We start from the raw sequence: 20,986 nt of genomic DNA on the forward strand, positions 1-20,986 counted from the left end.
CTGAGAGGTTCAGCATGGAAACCGATATCGTTGTTGGGCAGGAATTGGACCAGTTGCTGCGTGCATATTCCGAAGGGAAAACCGGCCGGCGGGAGCTTGAGCAGGCTAGCGGACTGTGGTTCGGCGAGATACTGGCCGAGCTGGCGCGGCGCGGCCTGCCGTTGCCGCGCGTCGATACGCGCGTGCATTTCAATGAGGCTCAGCGGCTTCTTTATGAGCAGGTGTTCGGATGAATATCGCGCTGATCGTTACGGATGCCGGGCCGCTCATCACGCTGGCGCTAGCCGATGCGCTGGACAGCTTGTTGCTGCTCGGCGTGCGCGTAGTCATTCCCGACATGGTGCGCTTCGAGGTGACGCGACACGCGGACAAACCTGGTGCGCAGGAATTCGTCGCCTGGCTGGAGCGAAACGCGGATGTCGTGGAAATCGGCGAGACCGAAGAGTACACGGAGTTCATCGAGTTGCTGGCGCTGAACCCGACCCTGCGCACGCGCAATCGTGGGGAAATGGCGGCGGCCGAGGTGCTGGCGAACGAACTGGCGGGCGGCATCGACGCCGGCTTATTGTTATTCGAAGACTCGGATGTTCGAAAGGCCAACTTCCTGGTGCGCATACCGGACAATGTATTGATCCTGTCGACATCGACATTCCTGCACGGCCTGCAACGTCGCAAGCTGATCGCTGATGAGTTGACGGGCGGTATCGCTGTTGGTTTGCCGCTGTTTGGAGATTCGGATATCCTGAAGGCCGACTTCCCGGTGCAGATGCCGGATAACGTTTTGATCCCGTCAACGACAATAGTGGAGAGCGACGATGAAGAAGAATACGATCTGCCTGTGGTATGACCATGACGCGGAAGAGGCCGCGCATTTTTACGCCCGTACCTTTCCCGATAGCACGGTCGGGGCGGTTCACCGTGCGCCGTCCGATTTTCCAGGCGGGAAGGAGGGCAACGTCCTGACCGTCGAATTCACCGTGTGCGGCATTCCATGCATCGGCCTCAATGGCGGCACCGCCTTCAAGCACAGCGAGGCGTTCTCCTTCCAGATCGCCACCGACGACCAGGCGGAGACCGACCGCTTGTGGAACGCGATCGTGGGCAACGGCGGCAGCGAGAGCGCCTGCGGCTGGTGCAAGGACAAATGGGGTTTGTCGTGGCAGATCACGCCACGCGTTCTGACCGATGCCATGGCCCAGGGCGGCGAGGTGGCCCAGCGCGCGTTCAAGGTGATGATGACGATGGGCAAGATCGATGTCGCCAGGATCGAGGCGGCGGTGCGCGGCGAGGCCGCGCCGGCGTGAGTCCCGACCGGACTGCGCCATCACAATTGATCTGACGCCAGCTTATTGCTCGTAGGCATGCCGCGCCGCTGCGGCATGCGGTTATAATCCGCTCAATCTTTCCGCAAGTCTCACATTGAACGGTACGACATGAGCCAGCCCAATCAGTTCTCCCTGCTGTCGCAACGCCGCTTCGCGCCGTTTTTCTGGACCCAGTTTCTCGGCGCCTTCAATGACAATCTGTTCAAGACCGCGCTGGTCGTCATCCTCACCTTCGACGCGCTCAGCTGGACCACGCTGTCGCCATCGCTGATCACGAACCTGATCCCCGGCCTGTTCATCCTGCCGTACGTGCTGTTCTCCGCCACCGCCGGCCAGTTGGCCGACAAGTTCGAGAAGTCCGGCCTGACGCGCTTCGTCAAATGGCTGGAAGTGGCCATCATGTGCGTCGCCGGACTCGGGTGGTTCACCCACACGCTGTGGCTGCTGGTGGCCGCCGTGGTCGGCATGGGCATCCACTCGACGCTGTTCGGACCGGTGAAGTACGCCTACCTGCCGCAGCAGCTCAAGCCCGAGGAACTGATCGGCGGCAACGGCGTGACCGAGATGGGCACTTTCGTCGGCATCCTGCTGGGCGAGATCCTGGGCGCGGTGCTGGTGGTGCAAAGGCCGAACGGCATCGCGCTCGAAGCCATCGCCACCATCGCCGTGGCCTTGCTCGGTCTGATCGCCAGCTACCGCATCCCGAACGCGCCGGCGCCGGTGCCGGAACTGAAGGTCAGCTGGAACTTCGTCGGCGAATCGATCCGCAACATCAATTTCTCGCGCAAGAACCGCGTGGTGTTCCTGTCGATGCTGGGCAATTCCTGGTTCTGGTTTTACGGCGCGCTGGTGCTGGCGCAGTTCCCGGTCTACGCCAAGGATTTCCTGCACGGCGACCACAGCGTGTTCGTGCTGCTGCTGACGGTGTTCTCGCTGGGCGTGGGCGCCGGCTCGCTGCTGTGCGAGCGCCTGTCGGGACGCAAGGTGGAAATCGGCCTGGTGCCGTTCGGCTCCATCGGCCTGTCGCTGTTCGGCGCCGACTTGTATTTCTCCAGCCAGCACTTCGCCGCTATTGCCGGCGCGCTGGCCTCGGGCCCGCACCTGGACGCGTTCGCGATGATGGCTTCGCACCACGCGATCTGGCGCATCCTGTTCGACGTGCTGATGATCGGCATGTTCGGCGGCTTCTTCATCGTGCCGCTGTTCGCGCTGATCCAGATCCGCTGCGACCCGGCCCATATCTCGCGCACCATCGCCGGCATGAACATCCTCAACGCGCTGTTCATGGTGGCGGCGGCCGGCGTGGCGATCCTGCTGCTGGGCCAGGGCTTCACGATACCGCAGCTGTTCCTGGTGACGGCGCTGTTGAACGCGGTGGTGGCGATCTACATCTTTTCGCTGGTGCCGGAGTTCCTGATGCGCTTCCTGGCCTGGCTGCTGATCCACACCGTGCACCGTGTGCGCACCATCGACGCCGACCGCATTCCGGCGCACGGCGCGGCGGTGCTGGTGTGTAACCACGTCAGCTACGTGGACGCCATCGTCATCGGCGCGGCCAGCCCGCGGCCGATCCGCTTCGTCATGGACCACCGCATCTTCAAGCTGCCGCTGCTGGGCTGGATCTTCCGCACCGCGCGCGCGATCCCGATCGCTTCGGCCAAGGAAGACCCGTGGCTGATGGAGAAGGCCTACGTCGACATCGCGCAGGCGCTGCACGAGGGCGACCTGGTGTGCATCTTTCCGGAGGGACGGCTGACCACCACCGGCGAGATCAGCGAGTTCAAGGGCGGCATCGCCAAGATCGTCGAGCGCACCAAGGTGCCGGTGATCCCGATGGCGCTGCGCGGGCTGTGGGGGCATTTGCTCAGCCGCAGCGACGACAATGTGTTCGAGCGCGCCTTCCGCACCGGCCTGCGTTCGCGGCTGGCGCTGGCGGTCGGCCTGCCGGTGGCGCCGCACGACGTCACGCCGGAAGGCTTGCAGGAGCAGGTGCTGGCGCTGCGCGGCGACTGGAAGTAGCGGCGGCCCGCTTCAGCGCGCCGCCTGCACCTGTTCGCGGTTCTGCCGCGCGCCGGCCAGGCGGACCAGCTGTTCCAGCTCCACCGGCTTGACCAGGTGATAGTCGAAGCCCGCCTCGCCGGTGCGCCGGCGGGCGTCGTTCTGGCCCCAGCCGGTCAGGGCCACCATCAGGATGCGCTCTGCGCCGGCACGCTGGCGGATCGCCCGCGCGGTTTCGTAGCCGTCCATGCCGGGCATGCCCAGGTCCATGATGATCATGTCCGGCGCCTGCTCGGCCGCCGCCCGGATGGCGCTGGCGCCGTCGTACACCGCATGGGCGTCGAAGCCGTCGATTTCCAGCAGCGCGGCCAGCGAATCGGCGGCGTCCTGGTTGTCGTCCACCACCAGCACCTGCATCTTGCGGCCGTCGGCGCCCTTGGCCGCCGTTGCCGGCGCCGCGTCGCGCACGGCGCTGCTGACCACCGGCAGCCGGATCGCGAACTCGCTGCCCATGCCGGGACCGGCGCTGTACGCCTCCACGATACCGCCATGCATTTCCGCGAACTGGCGCGCCAGGCTCAGGCCGATACCCAGGCCGCTGGAGAACTGGCCGCTGACGGTGCTGCTTTGCTCGAACATGCGGAAGATGCGCGCGATCGATTCCGCGTCGAGGCCGATGCCGCTGTCGCGTATTGTCACCAGCAGCTCGCCGTCCTGGCGCTCGGCGCGCACCACCACGTTGCCCCCCTGCGGCGTGAACTTGACGGCGTTCGACAGGATGTTGGCGTAGATCTGCACCACGCGCGCGTAGTCGGCGTCGAGCGTGATTTCCTCGGCCGGCAGCTGCCAGGCGATGTGGATGCGCTTGGCGCTGGCCGCCTGCGCGCACAATTCGTTCACGTGGTTCATCACCGCGCCCAGGCTCACCAGCTGGCGCTGCAGCTTGATCTTGCCGCTGGTGATGCGCGCCACGTCCAGCAGGTCGTCCACCAGCCGCGTCAGCAGCCGCACCTGGCGCTCCACCATGTCGCGGATGCGCGCCACCGGCGGCGCGTCCGGATACAGGTGGGTCAGCAGCGAGACCGAGGTGCGGATCGGCGCCAGCGGATTGCGCAGTTCGTGGCCCAGGCTGGCCAGGAATTCATCCTTGCGCCGCGCCGCCTCGCGCACCTGGTACTGCTTGTTGCGCGCGCGCAGCGTCGAGTGCAGGGCGGTGATCAGCGCCAGCGTGCGCACCGGCCGCTCCATCAGGCTCAGGTTGCCCAAGCCGGCCACCGCCTGCCGCACCGCCGACGAATCGGCGCCGCTGTGGGTCAGCAGGATGATGGGCAGGTCGGACCAGTCGGGCTGGCGCGCCACGCAGTCCTGCAATAGCTTGTAGCCGCCCGGCCCCAGGGCCTCCTCGACCGTCAGCACCGCGCCCGCGCCCAGTTCCAGTTGCTCCGCCAGCTCGGCCAGAGTGCGGCAGACGTGGCTGTCGATGGCCGCCATCGCCATCACCTTGGCGGCCAGCGGCGCGTCCTGGCCGGTGGGGGCGTAGATCAGGATGCGGTTTTCCATGCGAGTCAGCCGGCCGCGGCCCGGTCCGGGTCCTCGTCGTAGGTGGGCACGCCGGTCAGGATGCCGTGGAAGCCCTTGAGCACCGGGCCGACCTGTATGCCCTTGCCGCCGATGGCGAAGCGGCGGATGGTGCGCTCGTGCGCGCTGCCGCGCTTCTTGAACACGGAGATCGCCTGCCGCACCTCGCCCTCGGCCTCGAAGTAGCGCAGCATGATGACGTTGTCGGCGATGTAGCTGGCGTCGACCGAGGTGGTCATGCCGGTGCCTATCATGCCTTGCTGGACGCCGACGATGATGCTGACCACGCCGCGCTGTCCCAGGTAGGTCAGCAGCTCGTGCAGGTAGACGGTCAGGAAGCGCTCGTCCGGCACCGCGTTCAGGTAGCCGTTCAGGCTGTCGATGACGACCACCCGCACGCCGCGCTCGACCGCCTGCATCACCGCATGCGAGAACTGGCCCGGCGCCAGTTCGGCCGGGTCGATCTGCTGGATCGACAGCAGGCCGCCGTCGATGGCGCCGGCCAGGTCCATGCCGAGATTGGCCGAGCGGTTCAGCATGTTGTTGCGGGCCTCCTCGAACAGGAACATCGCGCACGGCTCGCCGCGCGCGGCGGCGGCGTGGACGAACTGCGCCGCCAGCGTCGACTTACCGGTGCCCGGCGGGCCGGAGATCAGGGTGCTCATGCCTTCTTCGAGGCCGCCGCCGATCAGCTGGTCCAGCACCGGGATGCCGCTCGAGAGCTGGCGCCGATCGCTGCGCACGCGCGTGGCGGCCGCCACCAGGCGCGGATAGACCTGCAGTCCGCCACGGGTGATCTTGTAGTCGTGGGCGCCGCCGTGGAAGGCGATGCCGCGGTATTTGACCACGCGCACGCGGCGCCGCTCGGCGCCGTAGGCCTGGTCGACCAGCTCCAGCGTCAGCACCGCGTGGGCCACGCTGCGCACTTGCAGGTCGGTGCTGAGGGCCGTGCGGTCGTCGAGGAAGATGGTGGTGCAGCTGCGGCTGGTGAGGTACTGCTTGAGGGCCAGCACCTGGCGCCGGTAGCGCAGCGGACTCTCGGCCAGCAGCTGCAGCTCGGACAGCGAATCAAGCACCACGCGGCGCGGCTTGTACCTGTCGATCGCCGTCAGGATGCGTTGGGTGGTGGTGCCCAGCTCGATCTCGGACGGATGGAAGATGGTGTACTGCTGGTCCGGGCTGAGCACGTCCTCGTTGGGCAGGATTTCCTCGATCTGGATGCCTTGCATGTCCCAGCCGTGCGAAGCGGCCACGCTGCGCAGCTCGACCGCCGTTTCGGCCAGCGTAATGTACAGCACCGATTCGCCGCGGCGCTGGCCCTCGTTGAGGAACTGCAGCGCCAGCGTGGTCTTGCCGGTGCCGGGCTCGCCCTCGACCAGGTAGAGCCGGTCGGTGGTCAGGCCGCCGGCCAGGACCTCGTCGAGGCCGGGCACGCCGGATGAAATAAAGAGATTGGAGAGGCTGTTTTGTGCTTCCATGTCCATGATCCACAGGTTTTTTGGCTGATACTACCTGAAACGCGGAAACAGGGATTTTCGATAGGAAGCGTCTCAGCGCTGCGCGTGCAGCTGCCTGGTTTGCTGTTTGTTGAGGTACATGGCGCGGTCGGCGCGGCTCAGCAGCGTCTCGATATCCTGCGGGTCGTCCGGGTGGTGGATGGCGATGCCGATGCTGGCGCTCAGGCTGACCGTGGCGGTCTTCAGCATGAACGGCTGCCGCAGCGCCGGCGCCAGCTTGTCGGCGGTTTCCTGGGCCGCGCTGTCGCTGTGCAGGTTTTCCAGGATGACGATGAATTCGTCGCCGGCCAGGCGGCCGACGGTGTCGGTCTTGCGCACCGTGTGCAGCACGCGCTCGGCGAACTGGCGCAGCAGTTCGTCGCCTTCCTCGTGGCCGTAGCGGTCGTTGATCTGCTTGAAGCGGTCGAGGTCGAGGAAGAACACGGCGCAGCTTTGGCGCAGCCGGTTGGCGCGCTGGATCGCCTCGGTCAGCGCCTGCATCAGCGCGCGGCGGTTGGGCAGGCCGGTGAGGGTGTCGCGCAGCGCCATCGCCTCCATCGACGCGAACAGCGACTTGCGCTCGCTGATGTCGTGCAGGAAGGCGATGAACAGATGGCCGCTGCTGCGCGGCACGTAGGCCAGCGACACTTCCACGTCCAGCTCCTGGCACTCGCGGTTGTGCAGCGTCAGTTCGATGCGGCGGTTCAGCACCGTCGTCGAGCCAGCGCCGGCATCGGCCAGCTGGCGCATGTCGCGCTCATAGGCGCGGCGCAGCAGCGGCGGCAGCACCATCGCGGCCAGCGGCTGGCCGATCACCTCGGCGCGGGTCCAGCCCATCAGCTTCTCGGCCTGGCGGTTCCAGTCCAGCACCACGCCGCCCGGATCGAGGGCGATGAAGGCGTCGTGCGCGTTGTCCAGGATGGCCCGCAGCTCGGCCGCGCGCTCCTGCAGCAGCAGCTGGGTGCTTTGCTCCTGCGCCAGCGCGCGCTCCAGCTGCAGCGCCTTGCGCGCGATCTCGCGGGTGCGCTCGGCCACCGTCGATTCGAGCTTTTCGTTCATGCCGCGCAGCGTGGCGAGGTGGCCCCGTTCGTTGTCCACCAGCTCGGCGAGCGCGCGCGACAGCACCTGCGCCTCGTGGAAGCTGTCGATCTGCACGATCTCCGGCAGGTCGGCCTCGTGGGCCGTCGCGGCCGAGCGCTGCTCGATATTCCTGCTCAGCGCGTTGAGCGGGCCGGCCAGCCGCCGCGCCACCGCCGATGCCGCCAGCGCCATGGCCAGCCCGAGGATGGCGCCCAGCAGCAGGATCTGGCGTTCCAGCGCGTGGGCGCCGGCCAGCGCGACGTCCTCCGGCTGGCGCACCAGCACCGACCAGGCCAGCGTGGCCGGGTCGTCGTGCTTGCCGGTGCGGGAAAAGCCGGTCAGGTAGCTGCGGCCGTCGGCCCAGGTTTCCTTCACCGATCCCGGCGTGCCCGATTGCGACCGCGCCAGGCTGTCGCTGCTGATCTTTTGTTCCTCCATGCCCTTCGGTCCCAGCATGACGGTGCCGTCGCCGCGCACCACGAAGATATCGGCAGAGTACTGCCGGTCGGCCGGCGCCAGGATGGTGCCCACCAGGCGCCGCGCCCAGCCCCAGCTCATGTGCACGCACAGCACGCCACGGTAGCTGCCGTCCGAACGGCGCACCGGGCCGGCTGCGTCGACGAAGCGCCACGGGTCGGCGCTGTAGGGCAGCTTTTTGCCGAGCAGGGTGGCGGGGTGGAAGTCGCCGGCGTAGAGCTTGTCGCGGCCACCCTTGAACCAGGCGCGCTCGCTGACGTCCTGGCCTTCGAGCAGGCCCTGGGTCGCGGCGTAGACGGTGCCGTCCGGATTGGCCAGGCCGATCCAGGCGTAGTCGGGGAAGGTCTTTTGCAGGCTCTCGAGCACCTGGCGGATTTCGGCGGGCGAGCTGGCGTCGCGGACCTGCGGCAGCTCGGTCAGCAGCTGGACGTCGCCGGTGGCTTTCTGCACCACGCGGTCGAGCGCGTCGCGCATCTGCCAGGACAGTTGCTGCAGGCGCTGGCCGGCCTCGCGCTCCGCATAGTCGGTCGCGAAGTGACTGACCAGCACCAGCAGGCACAGCACGGACAGCAGCACCGTCGCGGCGACGCCCACTGTCACCAGCGTGGTGAGGCGCGGCCTGGCCGTGCTTTTAGTTGGCGGCGTGATCATAAACGACGGGCGAAATGATGTCCGAAAGAAATTAAATTCATTGTAGCACCGGGCGCGGCGCCCGCCCCAAGGATGATGAGAAATCATCGACCCCAGCCACGTATCGCTTTGTCCTGAACAATAAAACCAGCTTGACTTAATTAGAATGATCGTTCATTCTATTGCCTGTGCCTATTTTTTATACAGAAAGTCCCATCATGGAAGCCATTTTCTGCAAACCATCCCTGCGGCCGGCCGGGTCCGCCGCTCTGATCATCGCAACCGCGCTGGCCGCTGGTTGCTCCCAATCCACGACCGAAGCACCTCATGCGCAGGTGGCGGAAGTGGGCGTTTTTAAAGTGGCGCCTGAGGCGTTGCAGATCACCACCGAACTGCCGGGCCGCACCGCCGCCTTCCAGGTGGCCGAAGTGCGCCCGCAGGTCAGCGGACTGATACAAAAACGCCTGTTTGTCGAAGGCGCCGACGTCAAGGCCGGCGTCGCGCTGTACCAGATCGACGCGGCCAGCTACCAGGCCGCCGTCAACTCGGCCAAGGCGGCGCTGGCCAAGGCCAGGGCCAACCTGATGACCAGCGGCCCGAAAGTGGCGCGCTACAAGGAGCTGGTCGCCATCGAAGGCGTGAGTCGCCAGGATTACGACGATGCCGTCGCCGCCAACGAGCAGGCCAAGGCGGACGTGGAATCGGCCGCCGCCGCGCTGGAGCAGGCGGCCATCAACCTGAAATACACGCACGTCGACGCGCCGATCGGCGGCCGCATCAGCCGCTCGGCCGTCACGCCGGGCGCGCTGGTCACCGCCAACCAGTCCGCCGCGCTGACCACCGTGCAGCAGCTGGACCCGATCTATGTCGACGTCACGCAGTCGAGCGAGGACCTGCTGCGCCTGAAGCGCGAAATGGAAAGCGGCGGCCTGAAAAAATCCGGCGGCCAGGCAAGGGTCACGCTGCTGCTGTCGGACGGCAGCAAGTACGCCGAGGCGGGCAAGCTGCAGTTCTCCGACGTGACGGTCGATCCAGGCACCGGCAACGTCACGCTGCGCGCGCTGTTCCCGAATCCCAAGCATGATCTGCTGCCGGGCATGTTCGTCCGCGCGGTGGTGGAGTCGGGCGTCAATGAGCAAGCCATCGCCGTGCCGCAGCAGGGCGTGACGCGCAATCCGAAAGGCGAGGCGACCGCGCTGGTGCTGAACAAGGAAGGCAAGGTCGAGCAGCGCACGCTGGTCACGGGCGGCACGCTGGGCGACAAGTGGCTGGTCAAGTCCGGCCTGAACGCGGGCGACCTGCTGATCGTCGAAGGCGTGCAGAAGGTGAAACCGGGTGCGTCGGCCAACGCCGCCAAGCCGGCCGCCGGTGCCGTCGCCACCGCGGCCGGCGGCGCCGTGCCGGCCAACGCCAAGAGCGCTCAGTAAAGGAAGCCGCCATGTCACGTTTCTTTATTGACCGCCCAATTTTCGCGTGGGTCGTCGCCATCGTCATCATGCTCGCGGGCGTGATCGCGATCCTCGGCCTGCCGATATCGCAGTATCCAAGCATCGCGCCGCCATCGATTTCGATCAGCGGTTCCTATCCCGGCGCCTCCGCCAAGACGGTGGAAGACGCCGTCACCCAGGTCATCGAACAAAAGATGAAGGGCATCGACGGCCTGCGCTACATGTCCTCGTCGAGCGACGCCACCGGCGGCATCAGCATCACGCTGACCTTCAACAGCGGCACCAATCCGGACATCGCGCAGGTGCAGGTGCAGAACAAGCTGCAGCTGGCCACGCCGCTGCTGCCGGCCATCGTTACCCAGCAAGGGCTGGTGGTGGCCAAGGCCACCAAGAACTTCCTGATGGTGTTGGGCTTCGTGTCCGAAGACGGTAGCATGAAGCAGGCCGACCTGGGCGACTACGTGGCCGCCAACGTCATCGATCCGCTGAGCCGCGTGCAGGGCGTGGGCGACGTCACGCTGTTCGGTGCGCAGTATGCGATGCGCATCTGGCTCGACCCGGCCAAGCTGCAAAGCTACCAGCTGACGCCGGCCGACGTGACCGCCGCGATCACCGCGCAGAACACCGAAGTCTCAGCCGGTGAACTGGGCGGCGCGCCCGCCGTGCCGGGCCAGCAGCTGAACGCCACCGTGTCGGCGCAGAGCCGCCTGCAGACCGCCGAGCAGTTCGGCGCCATCCTGCTGAAGACCGCCGCCAGCGGCGCCACCGTGCATCTGCGCGACGTCGCCCGCATGGAGCTGGGCAGCGAGAACTACAACGTCCTGGCGCGCTACAACGGCAAGCCGGCGACCGGCGTGGCGATCAAGCTGGCCACCGGCGCCAACGCGCTGGAAACCGCCAACGCCGTCAAGGCGAAGATCGAATTGATGGGCAAGCAGTTCCCGCATGGGATGAAGGCGGTCGTCGCCTTCGACACCACGCCGTTCGTCAAGCTGTCGATCGAGGAAGTGGTCAAGACGCTGGTGGAAGCGGTGGTGCTGGTGTTCCTGGTGATGTATCTGTTCCTGCAAAACTTCCGCGCCACGCTGATTCCGACGATGGCCGTGCCGGTGGTGTTGCTGGGGACTTTCGCGATCCTGTCCGCGCTCGGCTATTCGATCAACACGCTGACCATGTTCGCGGTGGTGCTGGCGATCGGCCTGCTGGTCGACGATGCCATCGTGGTGGTGGAAAACGTCGAGCGGGTGATGACGGAAGAGGGCTTGTCGCCGCTGGAAGCGACGCGCAAGTCGATGAGCCAGATCAGCGGCGCGCTGGTCGGCATCGCGCTGGTGCTGTCGGCGGTGTTCGTGCCGATGGCCTTCTTCAGCGGCTCCACCGGCGTGATCTACCGCCAGTTCTCGATCACCATCGTTTCGGCGATGGTGCTGTCGGTGCTGGTGGCGATGGTGTTCACGCCGGCGCTGTGCGCCACGTTGCTGAAGCCTGTGGCCAAGGGCCATCACGCGATCGACACCGGTTTCTTCGGCTGGTTCAACCGCAGCTTCGAGCGCGGCAGCGCGAGATACCAGGGCTGGGTCGGCGTGCTGTTGAACCGCGGCGGACGTTCGCTGGCGATGTACGCCATCCTGCTGGCGGTGCTGGCCTTCGTCTTCATGCGCCTGCCGACCTCCTTCCTGCCGGAAGAGGACCAGGGCGTTCTGTTCTCGCAGATCCAGCTGCCGACCGGCGCGACCCAGCAGCGCACGCTGAAGGTGATCGAGAAAGTCGAGCAGCACTTCATGAACGACGAGAAGGACTCTGTGGCGTCGGTGTTCGCGGTGGCTGGCTTCAGCTTCAGCGGCAATGGCCAGAACACGGGCATCGCCTTCGTCCGCATGAAGGACTGGGCCGAGCGCAAGGGCGCCGGCCAGCGCGTGAACGCGATCGTCGGCCGCGCCATGGGCAACTTCTCGCAGATCAAGGATGCGATGGTGTTTGCCTTCGCGCCGCCGGCGGTGCTGGAGCTGGGTAATGCCAGCGGCTTCGATCTGCAGCTGCAGGACCAGGCCGGCGTCGGCCATGATGCGCTGATGGCCGCGCGCAACCAGATGCTGGGCATGGCGGCCAAGAATCCCGTGCTGATGGCCGTACGTCCGAACGGGCAGGAAGACACGCCGCAGTACAAGATCACCGTCGACCAGCAGAAAGCCACCGCGCTGGGCCTGTCCATCGCCGATGTGAACAAGGTGCTGAGCACCGCCTGGGGCAGCGCCTACGTCAACGACTTCGTCGACCGCGGCCGCGTCAAGAAAGTGTACATGCAGGGCCAGCCCGATTCGCGCATGTCGCCTGAAGACCTGGGCAAATGGTTTGTGCGCAACGCCGACGGCGAGATGGTGCCTTTCTCGGCCTTCTCGACCGGACGCTGGATCTACGCGTCGCCGCGCCTGGAGCGCTACAACGGACTGCCGTCGACCGAGATCCTCGGCATGCCGGCGCCGGGCCGCAGCTCGGGCGCCGCGATGGCGGAAATCGAAAAGATGGCGGCCCAGCTGCCGCCGGGTATCGGCTTCGAATGGACCGGCCTGTCGACCGAGGAACGCGATTCCGGTTCGCAGACCACGGAGCTGTATGCGATCTCGATCCTGATCGTGTTCCTGTGCCTGGCCGCGCTGTATGAAAGCTGGTCGATTCCGTTCTCGGTGCTGCTGGTGGTGCCGCTGGGCGTGATCGGCACCGTGCTGGCGACGTCCGTGTTCCATCTGTCGAACGACGTCTACTTCCAGGTCGGCCTGCTGACCGTGGTCGGCCTGGCGGCGAAAAACGCGATCCTGATCGTGGAATTCGCCAAGGAGCTGCAGGAGCAGGGCGTCGAGCTGAAACAGGCGACCTTGCAGGCCGTGCGTTTGCGCCTGCGTCCGATCTTGATGACGTCAATCGCCTTCGGTCTCGGCGTGCTGCCGCTGGCCATCAGCAGCGGCGCCGGTTCTGGCAGCCAGAACGCGATCGGCGTCGGCGTGCTGGGCGGCATGCTGTCGGCGACCTTCCTGGGCATCTTCTTTGTGCCGGTGTTCTTTGTGCTGGTGCGCGGCTTCTTCTCGAAGAAGGCCGTGGCTCCGGCGAGTGTGGGAGTTCAATCATGAAAAAATCCTTGATCGCGATGGCCGCGTTGGCCGCATTGGCGGGGTGCAGCCTGGCGCCGGTGTACGAACGTCCGGCGCAGCCGGTGGCGCAAGCCTGGCCGGCCGGCGATGCCTACAAAGGCGTGCCGGCGGCGGCGGCCGACGCCAAACCGGTGTCGGAAATCCAGTGGCGCGAATACTTCGCCGACGAGCGTCTGCGCCAGGTGATCGCGCTGGCGCTGGCCAACAACCGCGACTTGCGCGTATCGGTGCTGAATATCGAGAAGGCCAAGGCGCAGTACAACATCGATACCGCCGCGCTGCTGCCCAAGCTGTCGGCCAACGTGAGCCAGAACGCGTCGCGCACACCGGCCACGATGACCGGCACCGGCAACGCCGCCGTGAGCCGCCAGTACAGCGGCGGCCTGGCGATGGCGTCGTATGAGCTGGATTTCTTCGGCAAGGTGCGCAACCTGTCGGAGGCCGGCCTGCAGACCTACCTCGGCACCGAGGAAGCGCGCCGCGCGCAGCAGATCACGCTGGTGGCCGAAGTGGCCAACGCGTATCTGACCCTGATCGCCGACCAGCAGCGCCTGAAGCTGGCGGCGGAAACGCTGCAAAGCCAGCAGACGTCCTATGACCTGAGCCGGAAGCGCTTCGATTCCGGCGTCACCTCCGGCCTCGATATGTATGAAGCGCAGACCAGCGTGGAGGCGGCGCGCGGCGACATGGCGGTCTACACCGCGCAGGTGGCGCTGGACCAGAATGCGCTGACCCTGCTGGTCGGCGGCACGGTGCCGGACGACCTGCTGCCGGGCGGCGACATGGGCGCGATCACGCAACTGGCCGCGATTCCGGCCGGACTGCCGTCGGACCTGCTGCAGGACCGTCCGGACGTGCAGCAGGCGGAACGCGCGCTGCGCGCAGCCAACGCCAACATCGGCGTGGCGCGCGCCGCCTTCTTCCCCAGCATTTCGCTGACGGCGTCTGGCGGCAGCGCCAGCTCCACCTTGTCCGGTTTGTTCAAGGCAGGTTCGTCGACGTGGAGCTTCATTCCGCAAGTGAGCCTGCCGATCTTCGACGGCGGCGTCAACCGCGCCAACCTGAATATCGCCAAGGCGGAACGCGACATCTCGGTGGCGCAGTACGAAAAGGCGATCCAGGTGGCGTTCCGAGAAGTGGCCGATGCGCTGGCCCAGCGCGGCACGCTTGACGAACGCATCGCCTCGCAGCAGGCGCTGGTCGACGCGGCCGATAAAAGCTTCCGCATCCACGAGGCGCGCTACCGCAAGGGCGCGGACTCGTACCTGAGCGCGCTGGTGTCGCAGCGGGCGCTGTATTCGGCGCAGCAGGGGCTGATCACGGCGCGGCTGGGCAAGTCCAGCAACGCGGTCACCTTGTACAAGGTGCTGGGCGGCGGCTGGCAACCGGAGGGCTAAGGTGTTGCGCGCCCGCCGCTTTCCGAAGCTGTTAAATTGACAAAGCGGGCGCGCTTCGCCACAGTACCGCCTCAGGCAGTGACAGATACCCAAGGACGATATCCCCATGACCAGCAGCGGCAAACGACGTACAGACCCGGAACGGGCACAGAACCGGCGCACTCAAGTGCTGGACGCGGCCGCCGTCTGCTTCGCGCGCAGCGGCTTTCACGGCGCCAGCATGTCGGAGATTTCCAAGCAGGCCGGCATGAGCGCCGGCCATATCTACAACTACTTCGACGGCAAGGACGCCATCATCCTGGCCTTTGTCGAGCGCGAAGCGGAGCATGTGGCCGGCCTGTTGGGCGACCTGGCGACGCGTGAAGATCCATTGCAAGCCATGCTGGACGACGCCGCCTTTCATGTGGGCGAGACGCTCGATCCGCAGCCTTGGCATGTGCCGCTGGAGATGTATGCGGAAGCGTCGCGCAATCCGGTGATCGCCGCCAAGCTGCGCGAGAACGACGATATATCCCGGGCCAAGCTGCGCGAGCTGGTCAAGCGCGGACGCGAGCGCCGCAACTTGCCGGTGGACGACCTGCTGCTGGATGGGCGCATCGACACCATCATCTCGTACTTCCAGGGTTTGCAGATCCGCGCGCTGCACCGCACCGGCATGAACCGCGACAGCCTGGTGGACGCCTTCCGCATCGCGATGCGGGCGCTGTTGATGACCTGATTTGTCTCGTATTGTTTCCGCCCGCTGCAGGCCCGCGGCGGCTGTTGTACCATGTCTGATCTCCCATACCCGTCCATCGGAGCATCATGACTTCCTACGTTATTCCCGCCCACGACATCGTCGGCCTGCCGGTTGCCGGCACTTCTGATCTGTTCCCTGTGCGCCGCGTCTACTGCGTCGGCCGCAACTACGCCGCCCACGCGCGCGAGATGGGTTTCGACCCGGACCGCGAGCCGCCTTTCTTCTTCTGCAAGCCGAACGACGCGCAAGCGGTGATCGCCGTCGCGCCGGGCCAGGTGGTCGATCTGCCGTATCCGCAAGTGACCAGCAATCTGCACTACGAGTGTGAGCTGGTGGTCGCCATCGGCAAGGGGGGCAGCAATATCGCCGTGGAGGACGCGGCGCAGCACATCTTCGGCTACGCCGTGGGGCTGGACATGACGCGCCGCGACCTGCAGTTCAAGATGCGCGACGCCGGCCGTCCGTGGGAAATCGGCAAGGCCTTCGATTACTCGGCGCCGGTGGGGGTGATCCACCGCACTGCGGAAGCGGGCGACATCAACCGCGCGGCGATCCAGCTGGATGTGGACGGCGTGACCAAACAGTCGGCCACCATCGATCATCTGATCTGGTCGGTCAGCGAGACCATCGCCAACTTGTCGACACTGTTCGCGCTGGCGCCGGGCGACCTGATTTTCAGCGGCACGCCGGAAGGCGTGGGCGCGGTGGTGCGCGGCCAGACCCTGGTGGGCAAGGTCGAGGGCTTGTCCGGCATCGCCGTAAAATTGGTGTAAATCGTTTATAGCAAAGCGTCGATCGCCGCCAGCGCGGCGAGGGCGCCCATCGCCAGGCCGACATCGCGCGGGCTGGCGACGTCCGGTTCGCGCGGATTAATCCGTATCATGCGGCCGTTGTGCTGCTGGATCACGCGGTGGCCGAAGTTGCGCACCGACGGTATCGCCACACCGGCGCCCAGTTCGACCACCAGCGGGCGTTCGGCCTGCTGCAGCAGGCCATGCAGATGCGCTTCCTGCACCATCGAGCGCCGCTCGTTCCATCCCCAGTCACCGAACATCAGGATATTCGGCCGCGCCATGCCGCCGCAATGCGGGCACAGAGGCGGCGCGTTGAGCAGCCGGCAGGCGGCGGTATCGACTTGCGGCACATAGCTGTCGGCGCTCCAGATATCGGGACCGCAGGGCTCCATGCATTGCAGATAGTGGATGGAGCCGTGGCATTCGTAGATGCGCTGCGGATCGAAGCCGGCGCGCTGGAAGTGGCCGTCGACGTTGCTGGTGAAGACGCCGCTGCCGGCCGACATGCGCTCGCCCCATTTCCTGAGCAGGGCAAAGCCGGCATGCGGGGCCGTGTCGCGGTACAGCAGCAGGCGATGGCCGTAGAAGCCCCAGGCCAGCGTGGGATCGGAGCGGAAAGTGTAGGGCGTGGCGACGCTGGAGAATTCCATGCCGGCGCGGCCGAGGGCGGGGTAGACCTTCCAGAAACCGTCGTTGCCGCGAAAGTCGGGCAGCCCGGAATCGACGCCCATGCCGGCGCCGGCGCAAACGATCAGCGCATCGGCCTGGCGGACCAGGTCGGCGGCTTGTTCGAGGAGGGCGGAGATGGGGACTTGCTGCATGGGTAAATCTTACTATAGCCCTGCGGTGAGAATGTTGTGGCGAGGGCACGAAGCAAACATGACAAATACTTAAACCGGCTGTTATAATCTCAGTTCGTCGGGGCGTAGCGCAGCCTGGTAGCGTACTTGCATGGGGTGCAAGGGGTCGGAAGTTCGAATCTTCTCGCCCCGACCAATAGAATCAATGAATTAGGCCAGCCTTTGGGTTGGCCTTTTTCATTTTTTGGCTTTGGTGCGTTAATGGTCCCTAAAAAAGATCGGCCTTTATCGTTATTTTTCGAATCATTTCGGACTATTGTCGATAATTTAAGTTGTTATTCTGCATATAATGTCATCCACGGGGACTGAGTCTTTCAAGGCCCCTGATTTTGCCAACCCCGGCAATGGATTGACTGAAAAGGTGTACGATATGGTGACAAATAACCCAAGACCCACCCCGAGTCCGAGCCCCGCGCGTGAGGAGCGGGCACATGTTCCTCGGCCTGCTGAACACCGTCCAGCGCCTCCACCGCCTCCGGAAAGGAAGTAGCCATGTCAGAATTCGATTATCTGCACGGACGCCGCTGCGATGTACGTCAGCGTGCTTTGGCGAATCGCATTTACCAGCAAGAGCGCCAGCGGATATTCGAATTTCGTGAGGGATTCATCAAAGTCGTTTCCATCTTGGCGGGTTCCTATGCATTTGCCAAAATGGCCGATCCTGCCATTGTTGGGTGGTGCGCGATTGCGATTACTACCAGCAGCGCCGCCTCCTTGGTATTCGGCTTTGGTACTAAGGCCCGAGATAGTGCAAAGCGTAGCTCAGAATGGGCGCTTCTGGAGCGAGATATTGAATTACATGGCGAGCGCCGCTTCACCGAAGAACAGGTAGACCAATGGACGTCGCGTTGCAATGAGATCGAGGCCGGTGAGCCGGCTGCCCATCCTGGACTATTTGAGCGGGCTAATCAGCGCGCCTGCGAGGCGATGGGCAGCAAGCCGGGAAAGGTCTCCTGGTGGCGCCTTAACCGCCCCGCGATATTTATCCCGTAATTGATTTCGACGCTTCGCCGGATGCAGCAATGCAGGTCGCCTGCCATGCGGCGATAGCGCCAGAGTGTCATTAGATTTCGCCATGATATTTTCTCCAAAAAAAATTAGGGCATACGGGGCCGCTCGGTGCACAAATACCGAGTGGGCTTTTCACTTCTGCTGGTGGGTTACTAGAAGTCCAGACCTGCTTGTGGGCCAGATGGTTCGGCAGAGCCTGCTGGACGGTCTGCCGTTGGCGCGAGCTTGAAGCGGCCTTCAACGTACGGGTGTTCAGCTTGGGTGGCGGTAACACGCTCGCACTCACCGACGAAGCGCGCGAACGTGGCGCTGACGTCCTTGATCCAGTACACGGCATAGCTACCGCCCAGCGCCTCTTCGCGCGAGTGCTTCACCATGCCGGCTGGCTTGGGCGCGATCGGCGATTGGCGGAGTACTTCGTCAATGATTCGGGACGGTAGACCATACAGCTTGTTGATGCGCTCCCTGATGTGCACGATCGACTCGGCGCCGGCCGGGCGCGCCAGCATCAACATGCTGGTGGCCAGGTCACAGACGCGCTGCTCGACGCGGTCGATTTGTTCCCCCTGTGCGAGTTGGCGCTGCTCGATATCGACCATCATCTGAGCGTTTTGCAGGAACATTTCGGCAGGCGTTGGTGCGCGGGCCGGCCCCAGCGCGCGGCGCTCGCATTCAAGGAAGTACTCGCGAACTTCGAAACCCTTTTCGGCTTTCGACAGCATTGCCAGGTGTTTTCCAGCGTCCAGTGTCAAGTGGTAATCGATTGTTGGCTGGCTAGAGGTCGCCATTGAGGGGGAGCTTACGAAATCCCGTGCCTCGACCAAGCGCGCTTGTACAATCTGCATTTTGATCCAGTTAGAAAAATCCTTTCCGATTTTCAGAAAGGCGTACAGGTCGCGTGCGTTGGTCGTCTGCACTGTCGCACCGTCAATGGTCGATGTGCCGATCGGGATCTGTTTAGCGATAGCGGATTCTGGTTGATGCGAGGCGGTCAGCCGGTGATGTGATTCGTGTGCACTCATCGTCATTTCTCCTAGTGGTTGGCGCTTGCTCGGTGCTGCTGGTGCTTATGCTACGATCGCGACCTCACCGGATGTCGTTGAATGCAGACCCAAAATCAAAGCGTTTCAAGATAACCTTCTAAACTTGGCCCGCCGTTGGAACATCAAGGACAAAATCCTGCGACATTTCAATTGCTTAGCCAAACTCGAACCTAGACTTGGTGTTCTGTCATGCGCCTGCCAAGCGCTGCTTGTGCGGTTGATGGACGTTCACGATGCAGTTCCATCGACCCGCCCGCGCCCGTACCCATCGAGCCATTTCTCTATCTCGGCCGCCGAGCAGTCTCCGGAGATGATTTCTCCGTCCGCGAAAGCGTTGAAGCCCTTGTCGCAGTTGACGATCTCTACGCCCAACTAGAAGGCCAGTTCCTGCGCATGCACGCTCAGTCTGCCCGCGTTGCTGCTGGTGCTGGAAGTACTCATTGTGCTGCTCCTCTCGGGTTGAAATCGCGCGGGACGGGGGCAGCGGGACGAGGTCAGCAGGCGCCGCCGAAGCGCAGACCCCGAAGCGCAGTGTCGATGCGAGAAAAATCGCATCGCCGCCGGCGCCGCTGGTCGCGCTGGCGGAAGAGGTGACCTTCCTGGCGCGCCAGCTGCGGCAGCCGCCGGAACTGACCGCCCAGTTGCTGGTGCTGGCGGAGCTGCGCGGCCTGCGCGCCGAGAGCGCAGGTGCCGCGCTGGCTATATTGTCGGTGCTGTCGTGAAACCGTCCGGCGCCGCCGGCGATCTCCAGCCTTCGAGCATGGTGCTGTTGGCCGTCCGCGCGTTCGCCGGCGCCACCGAAATGTTCCTGACGATGGATACGTCGCTGACGGAGTTCTGGCTGGCGCTGGGTCGCAACGACAACGACGAGTCGATCGGCTACACCCGCTTCGAGCTACGCGGAGAAAAGGTCGTCACAGGAGGCCGCCAAGGGCTTTTTGGATTAGCGGAAGTGCTGCCGGCAGGTTCTCCAGCCCCGCATCCAGTAGTTTCATGGTCAGGTGTTTTATCGACTCGCCGCGCAGCTCTTTCAGCTGATGCAGCAATCCAGTCTTTTCTTCGGGAGGCAGATCCGAATCTTGGATGCGGGTCTCAATCAGATTTCGGATCGTGTCGTCATGGAGCTTGACTGTGACTGTTCCCAATATCGCAGTGAGGCCGCCGTCATCCGCGAGGAAGTCGAGTCCCGCCGCAGTAATGGCGATATTCGCGATCATTACTGGTCCTGATAGCGGATGGCTCACTGCAGCTGCATGGATAAGGTTGTGCTCGATTAGGTATGACAAGTTCGCGTTGACGATCTCGGAACTTTGCTCCCATTTTCCCGCCGGACCTCGTGCGGGATAAATATCTGCAAATTTTTGAAGTAGTTGACGCTGCAGTTCGCGATCAAGTTTCACGGGAACTTCCTTTCAAATTGTCGAGTGAGATTGCCAATTTAACACGTAGGGAAGTTCCCGCCCATTTAACCGCCCGGCCATCGGGCTAATCACAGAAGAGGTTCACATGTCCGCAATCGATAAAGCGCTTCACCAGATTTTGGCCACGGCCATCGCGTCAGCGCCGGAGTATTCACACGATCCTGTAGAGACCGCGAAGATCGCCGCGCACGCCTTCCGCGCCGGCCTGGCCGAGTTCAAACTGGCGCCGAGCGCCGAGCGCCGAGGCTGTGAGAGCGGCGGTCGATCCGCACTTTGTGCTGATCCAACAAACCACGCTGCAGCGTGCCGATGCGTCGCTTATGGACGTGGCGGCCGAGGCGCGCGAGGAACTAGCGGTGAAGTTGCGAAAAAATATTTGCACCGCAGTTTTGTTCTGATATGACGCATATACAGGCGGACTCTTTTCGCCCAAAGAAAAGCCCGCACCGAAAGGTTGTGGGCTTTTTCCTTCGTGGCTGCAATTAGATTGATTTTAGATTCGAGCGCGAGAAGGCGCTCGACATGGTCAGTGAGCTGGATTGA

The 20,986-nt window shown here is 64.4% G+C and carries 18 protein-coding genes and 1 tRNA gene; 13 read left to right on the top strand and 6 right to left on the bottom strand.

What is annotated here, in order from left to right; all coding sequences use genetic code 11:
• Positions 1-14 precede the first annotated feature (14 nt).
• From ABWW33_RS15490 to ABWW33_RS15505, 4 genes are all read left to right on the top strand, one after another.
• The gene (locus ABWW33_RS15490) at positions 15-233 is read left to right on the top strand and encodes a hypothetical protein (protein WP_353402691.1); all 219 of its coding nucleotides are present in this window, start codon (positions 15-17) and stop codon (positions 231-233) included.
• On the top strand, positions 230-847 hold the full coding sequence (locus ABWW33_RS15495) for a PIN domain-containing protein (RefSeq protein WP_353402693.1): 618 nt from the start codon (positions 230-232) through the stop codon (positions 845-847). Before ABWW33_RS15490 ends, ABWW33_RS15495 begins: the two co-directional genes overlap by 4 nt.
• Positions 816-1,304, top strand: coding sequence for a VOC family protein (locus tag ABWW33_RS15500; RefSeq protein WP_353402695.1), 489 nt, complete (start codon positions 816-818; stop codon positions 1,302-1,304). The genes ABWW33_RS15495 and ABWW33_RS15500 overlap by 32 nt, the downstream gene beginning before the upstream one ends.
• 129 nt (positions 1,305-1,433) lie before the next feature.
• Entirely contained in the window at positions 1,434-3,344 is a 1,911-nt protein-coding gene (locus ABWW33_RS15505; protein ID WP_353402696.1) for an MFS transporter, read from the top strand.
• Between the two features lie 12 nt (positions 3,345-3,356).
• Here ABWW33_RS15505 and ABWW33_RS15510 read toward each other — a convergent pair whose 3' ends face one another.
• From ABWW33_RS15510 to ABWW33_RS15520, 3 genes are all read right to left on the bottom strand, one after another.
• Positions 3,357-4,883: a hybrid sensor histidine kinase/response regulator gene (locus tag ABWW33_RS15510; protein WP_353402698.1), complete on the bottom strand. Its 1,527-nt coding sequence runs from the start codon at positions 4,881-4,883 to the stop codon at positions 3,357-3,359.
• Positions 4,884-4,888: 5 nt separating this feature from the next.
• The gene (locus tag ABWW33_RS15515; RefSeq protein WP_353402700.1) at positions 4,889-6,379 is read right to left on the bottom strand and encodes an ATPase domain-containing protein; all 1,491 of its coding nucleotides are present in this window, start codon (positions 6,377-6,379) and stop codon (positions 4,889-4,891) included.
• 72 nt (positions 6,380-6,451) lie between these two features.
• Positions 6,452-8,605, bottom strand: a complete 2,154-nt coding sequence (locus ABWW33_RS15520; RefSeq protein ID WP_353402702.1) for a diguanylate cyclase domain-containing protein — start codon at positions 8,603-8,605, stop codon at positions 6,452-6,454.
• Between the two features lie 197 nt (positions 8,606-8,802).
• Here ABWW33_RS15520 and ABWW33_RS15525 point away from each other — a divergent pair, with 197 nt between their 5' ends.
• From ABWW33_RS15525 to ABWW33_RS15545, 5 genes are all read left to right on the top strand, one after another.
• Positions 8,803-10,011, top strand: a complete 1,209-nt coding sequence (locus ABWW33_RS15525; protein WP_353402704.1) for an efflux RND transporter periplasmic adaptor subunit — start codon at positions 8,803-8,805, stop codon at positions 10,009-10,011.
• A gap of 11 nt (positions 10,012-10,022) precedes the next feature.
• Entirely contained in the window at positions 10,023-13,157 is a 3,135-nt protein-coding gene (locus ABWW33_RS15530; protein WP_353402706.1) for an efflux RND transporter permease subunit, read from the top strand.
• The gene (locus tag ABWW33_RS15535) at positions 13,154-14,575 is read left to right on the top strand and encodes an efflux transporter outer membrane subunit (protein ID WP_353402708.1); all 1,422 of its coding nucleotides are present in this window, start codon (positions 13,154-13,156) and stop codon (positions 14,573-14,575) included. Before ABWW33_RS15530 ends, ABWW33_RS15535 begins: the two co-directional genes overlap by 4 nt.
• Before the next feature lie 106 nt (positions 14,576-14,681).
• On the top strand, positions 14,682-15,293 hold the full coding sequence (locus tag ABWW33_RS15540) for a TetR/AcrR family transcriptional regulator (protein WP_353402710.1): 612 nt from the start codon (positions 14,682-14,684) through the stop codon (positions 15,291-15,293).
• 86 nt (positions 15,294-15,379) lie between these two features.
• A complete protein-coding gene (locus ABWW33_RS15545) occupies positions 15,380-16,087 on the top strand; it encodes a fumarylacetoacetate hydrolase family protein (protein ID WP_353402712.1) in 708 nt (235 codons plus the stop codon).
• Between the two features lie 5 nt (positions 16,088-16,092).
• Here ABWW33_RS15545 and ABWW33_RS15550 read toward each other — a convergent pair whose 3' ends face one another.
• Positions 16,093-16,929: an SIR2 family NAD-dependent protein deacylase gene (locus ABWW33_RS15550; RefSeq protein WP_353402714.1), complete on the bottom strand. Its 837-nt coding sequence runs from the start codon at positions 16,927-16,929 to the stop codon at positions 16,093-16,095.
• 98 nt (positions 16,930-17,027) lie between these two features.
• On the opposite strand from ABWW33_RS15550, the gene ABWW33_RS15555 reads away from it, so the two are divergent.
• Together ABWW33_RS15555 and ABWW33_RS15560 are read left to right on the top strand one after the other, a co-directional pair.
• A tRNA-Pro gene (locus tag ABWW33_RS15555) sits at positions 17,028-17,104 on the top strand.
• 356 nt (positions 17,105-17,460) lie between these two features.
• Positions 17,461-17,961 (top strand): hypothetical protein, encoded by a 501-nt coding sequence (locus ABWW33_RS15560; protein ID WP_353402716.1) that lies wholly within the window; start codon positions 17,461-17,463, stop codon positions 17,959-17,961.
• 170 nt (positions 17,962-18,131) lie between these two features.
• Here the strand turns inward: ABWW33_RS15560 and ABWW33_RS15565 are convergent, their stop codons facing one another.
• Positions 18,132-19,001, bottom strand: a complete 870-nt coding sequence (locus tag ABWW33_RS15565; RefSeq protein WP_353402718.1) for an antA/AntB antirepressor family protein — start codon at positions 18,999-19,001, stop codon at positions 18,132-18,134.
• Between the two features lie 461 nt (positions 19,002-19,462).
• Between ABWW33_RS15565 and ABWW33_RS15570 the strand changes: the two genes are divergently transcribed.
• Positions 19,463-19,744, top strand: coding sequence for a hypothetical protein (locus ABWW33_RS15570; RefSeq protein WP_353402719.1), 282 nt, complete (start codon positions 19,463-19,465; stop codon positions 19,742-19,744).
• Between the two features lie 192 nt (positions 19,745-19,936).
• Here the strand turns inward: ABWW33_RS15570 and ABWW33_RS15575 are convergent, their stop codons facing one another.
• A complete protein-coding gene (locus ABWW33_RS15575; RefSeq protein WP_353402721.1) occupies positions 19,937-20,422 on the bottom strand; it encodes a hypothetical protein in 486 nt (161 codons plus the stop codon).
• Between the two features lie 106 nt (positions 20,423-20,528).
• On the opposite strand from ABWW33_RS15575, the gene ABWW33_RS15580 reads away from it, so the two are divergent.
• Entirely contained in the window at positions 20,529-20,846 is a 318-nt protein-coding gene (locus ABWW33_RS15580) for a hypothetical protein (protein ID WP_353402723.1), read from the top strand.
• Positions 20,847-20,986: the final 140 nt, after the last annotated feature.

The organism is Duganella hordei (genome assembly GCF_040369125.1).
Classification (GTDB): domain Bacteria; phylum Pseudomonadota; class Gammaproteobacteria; order Burkholderiales; family Burkholderiaceae_D; genus Rugamonas; species Rugamonas hordei.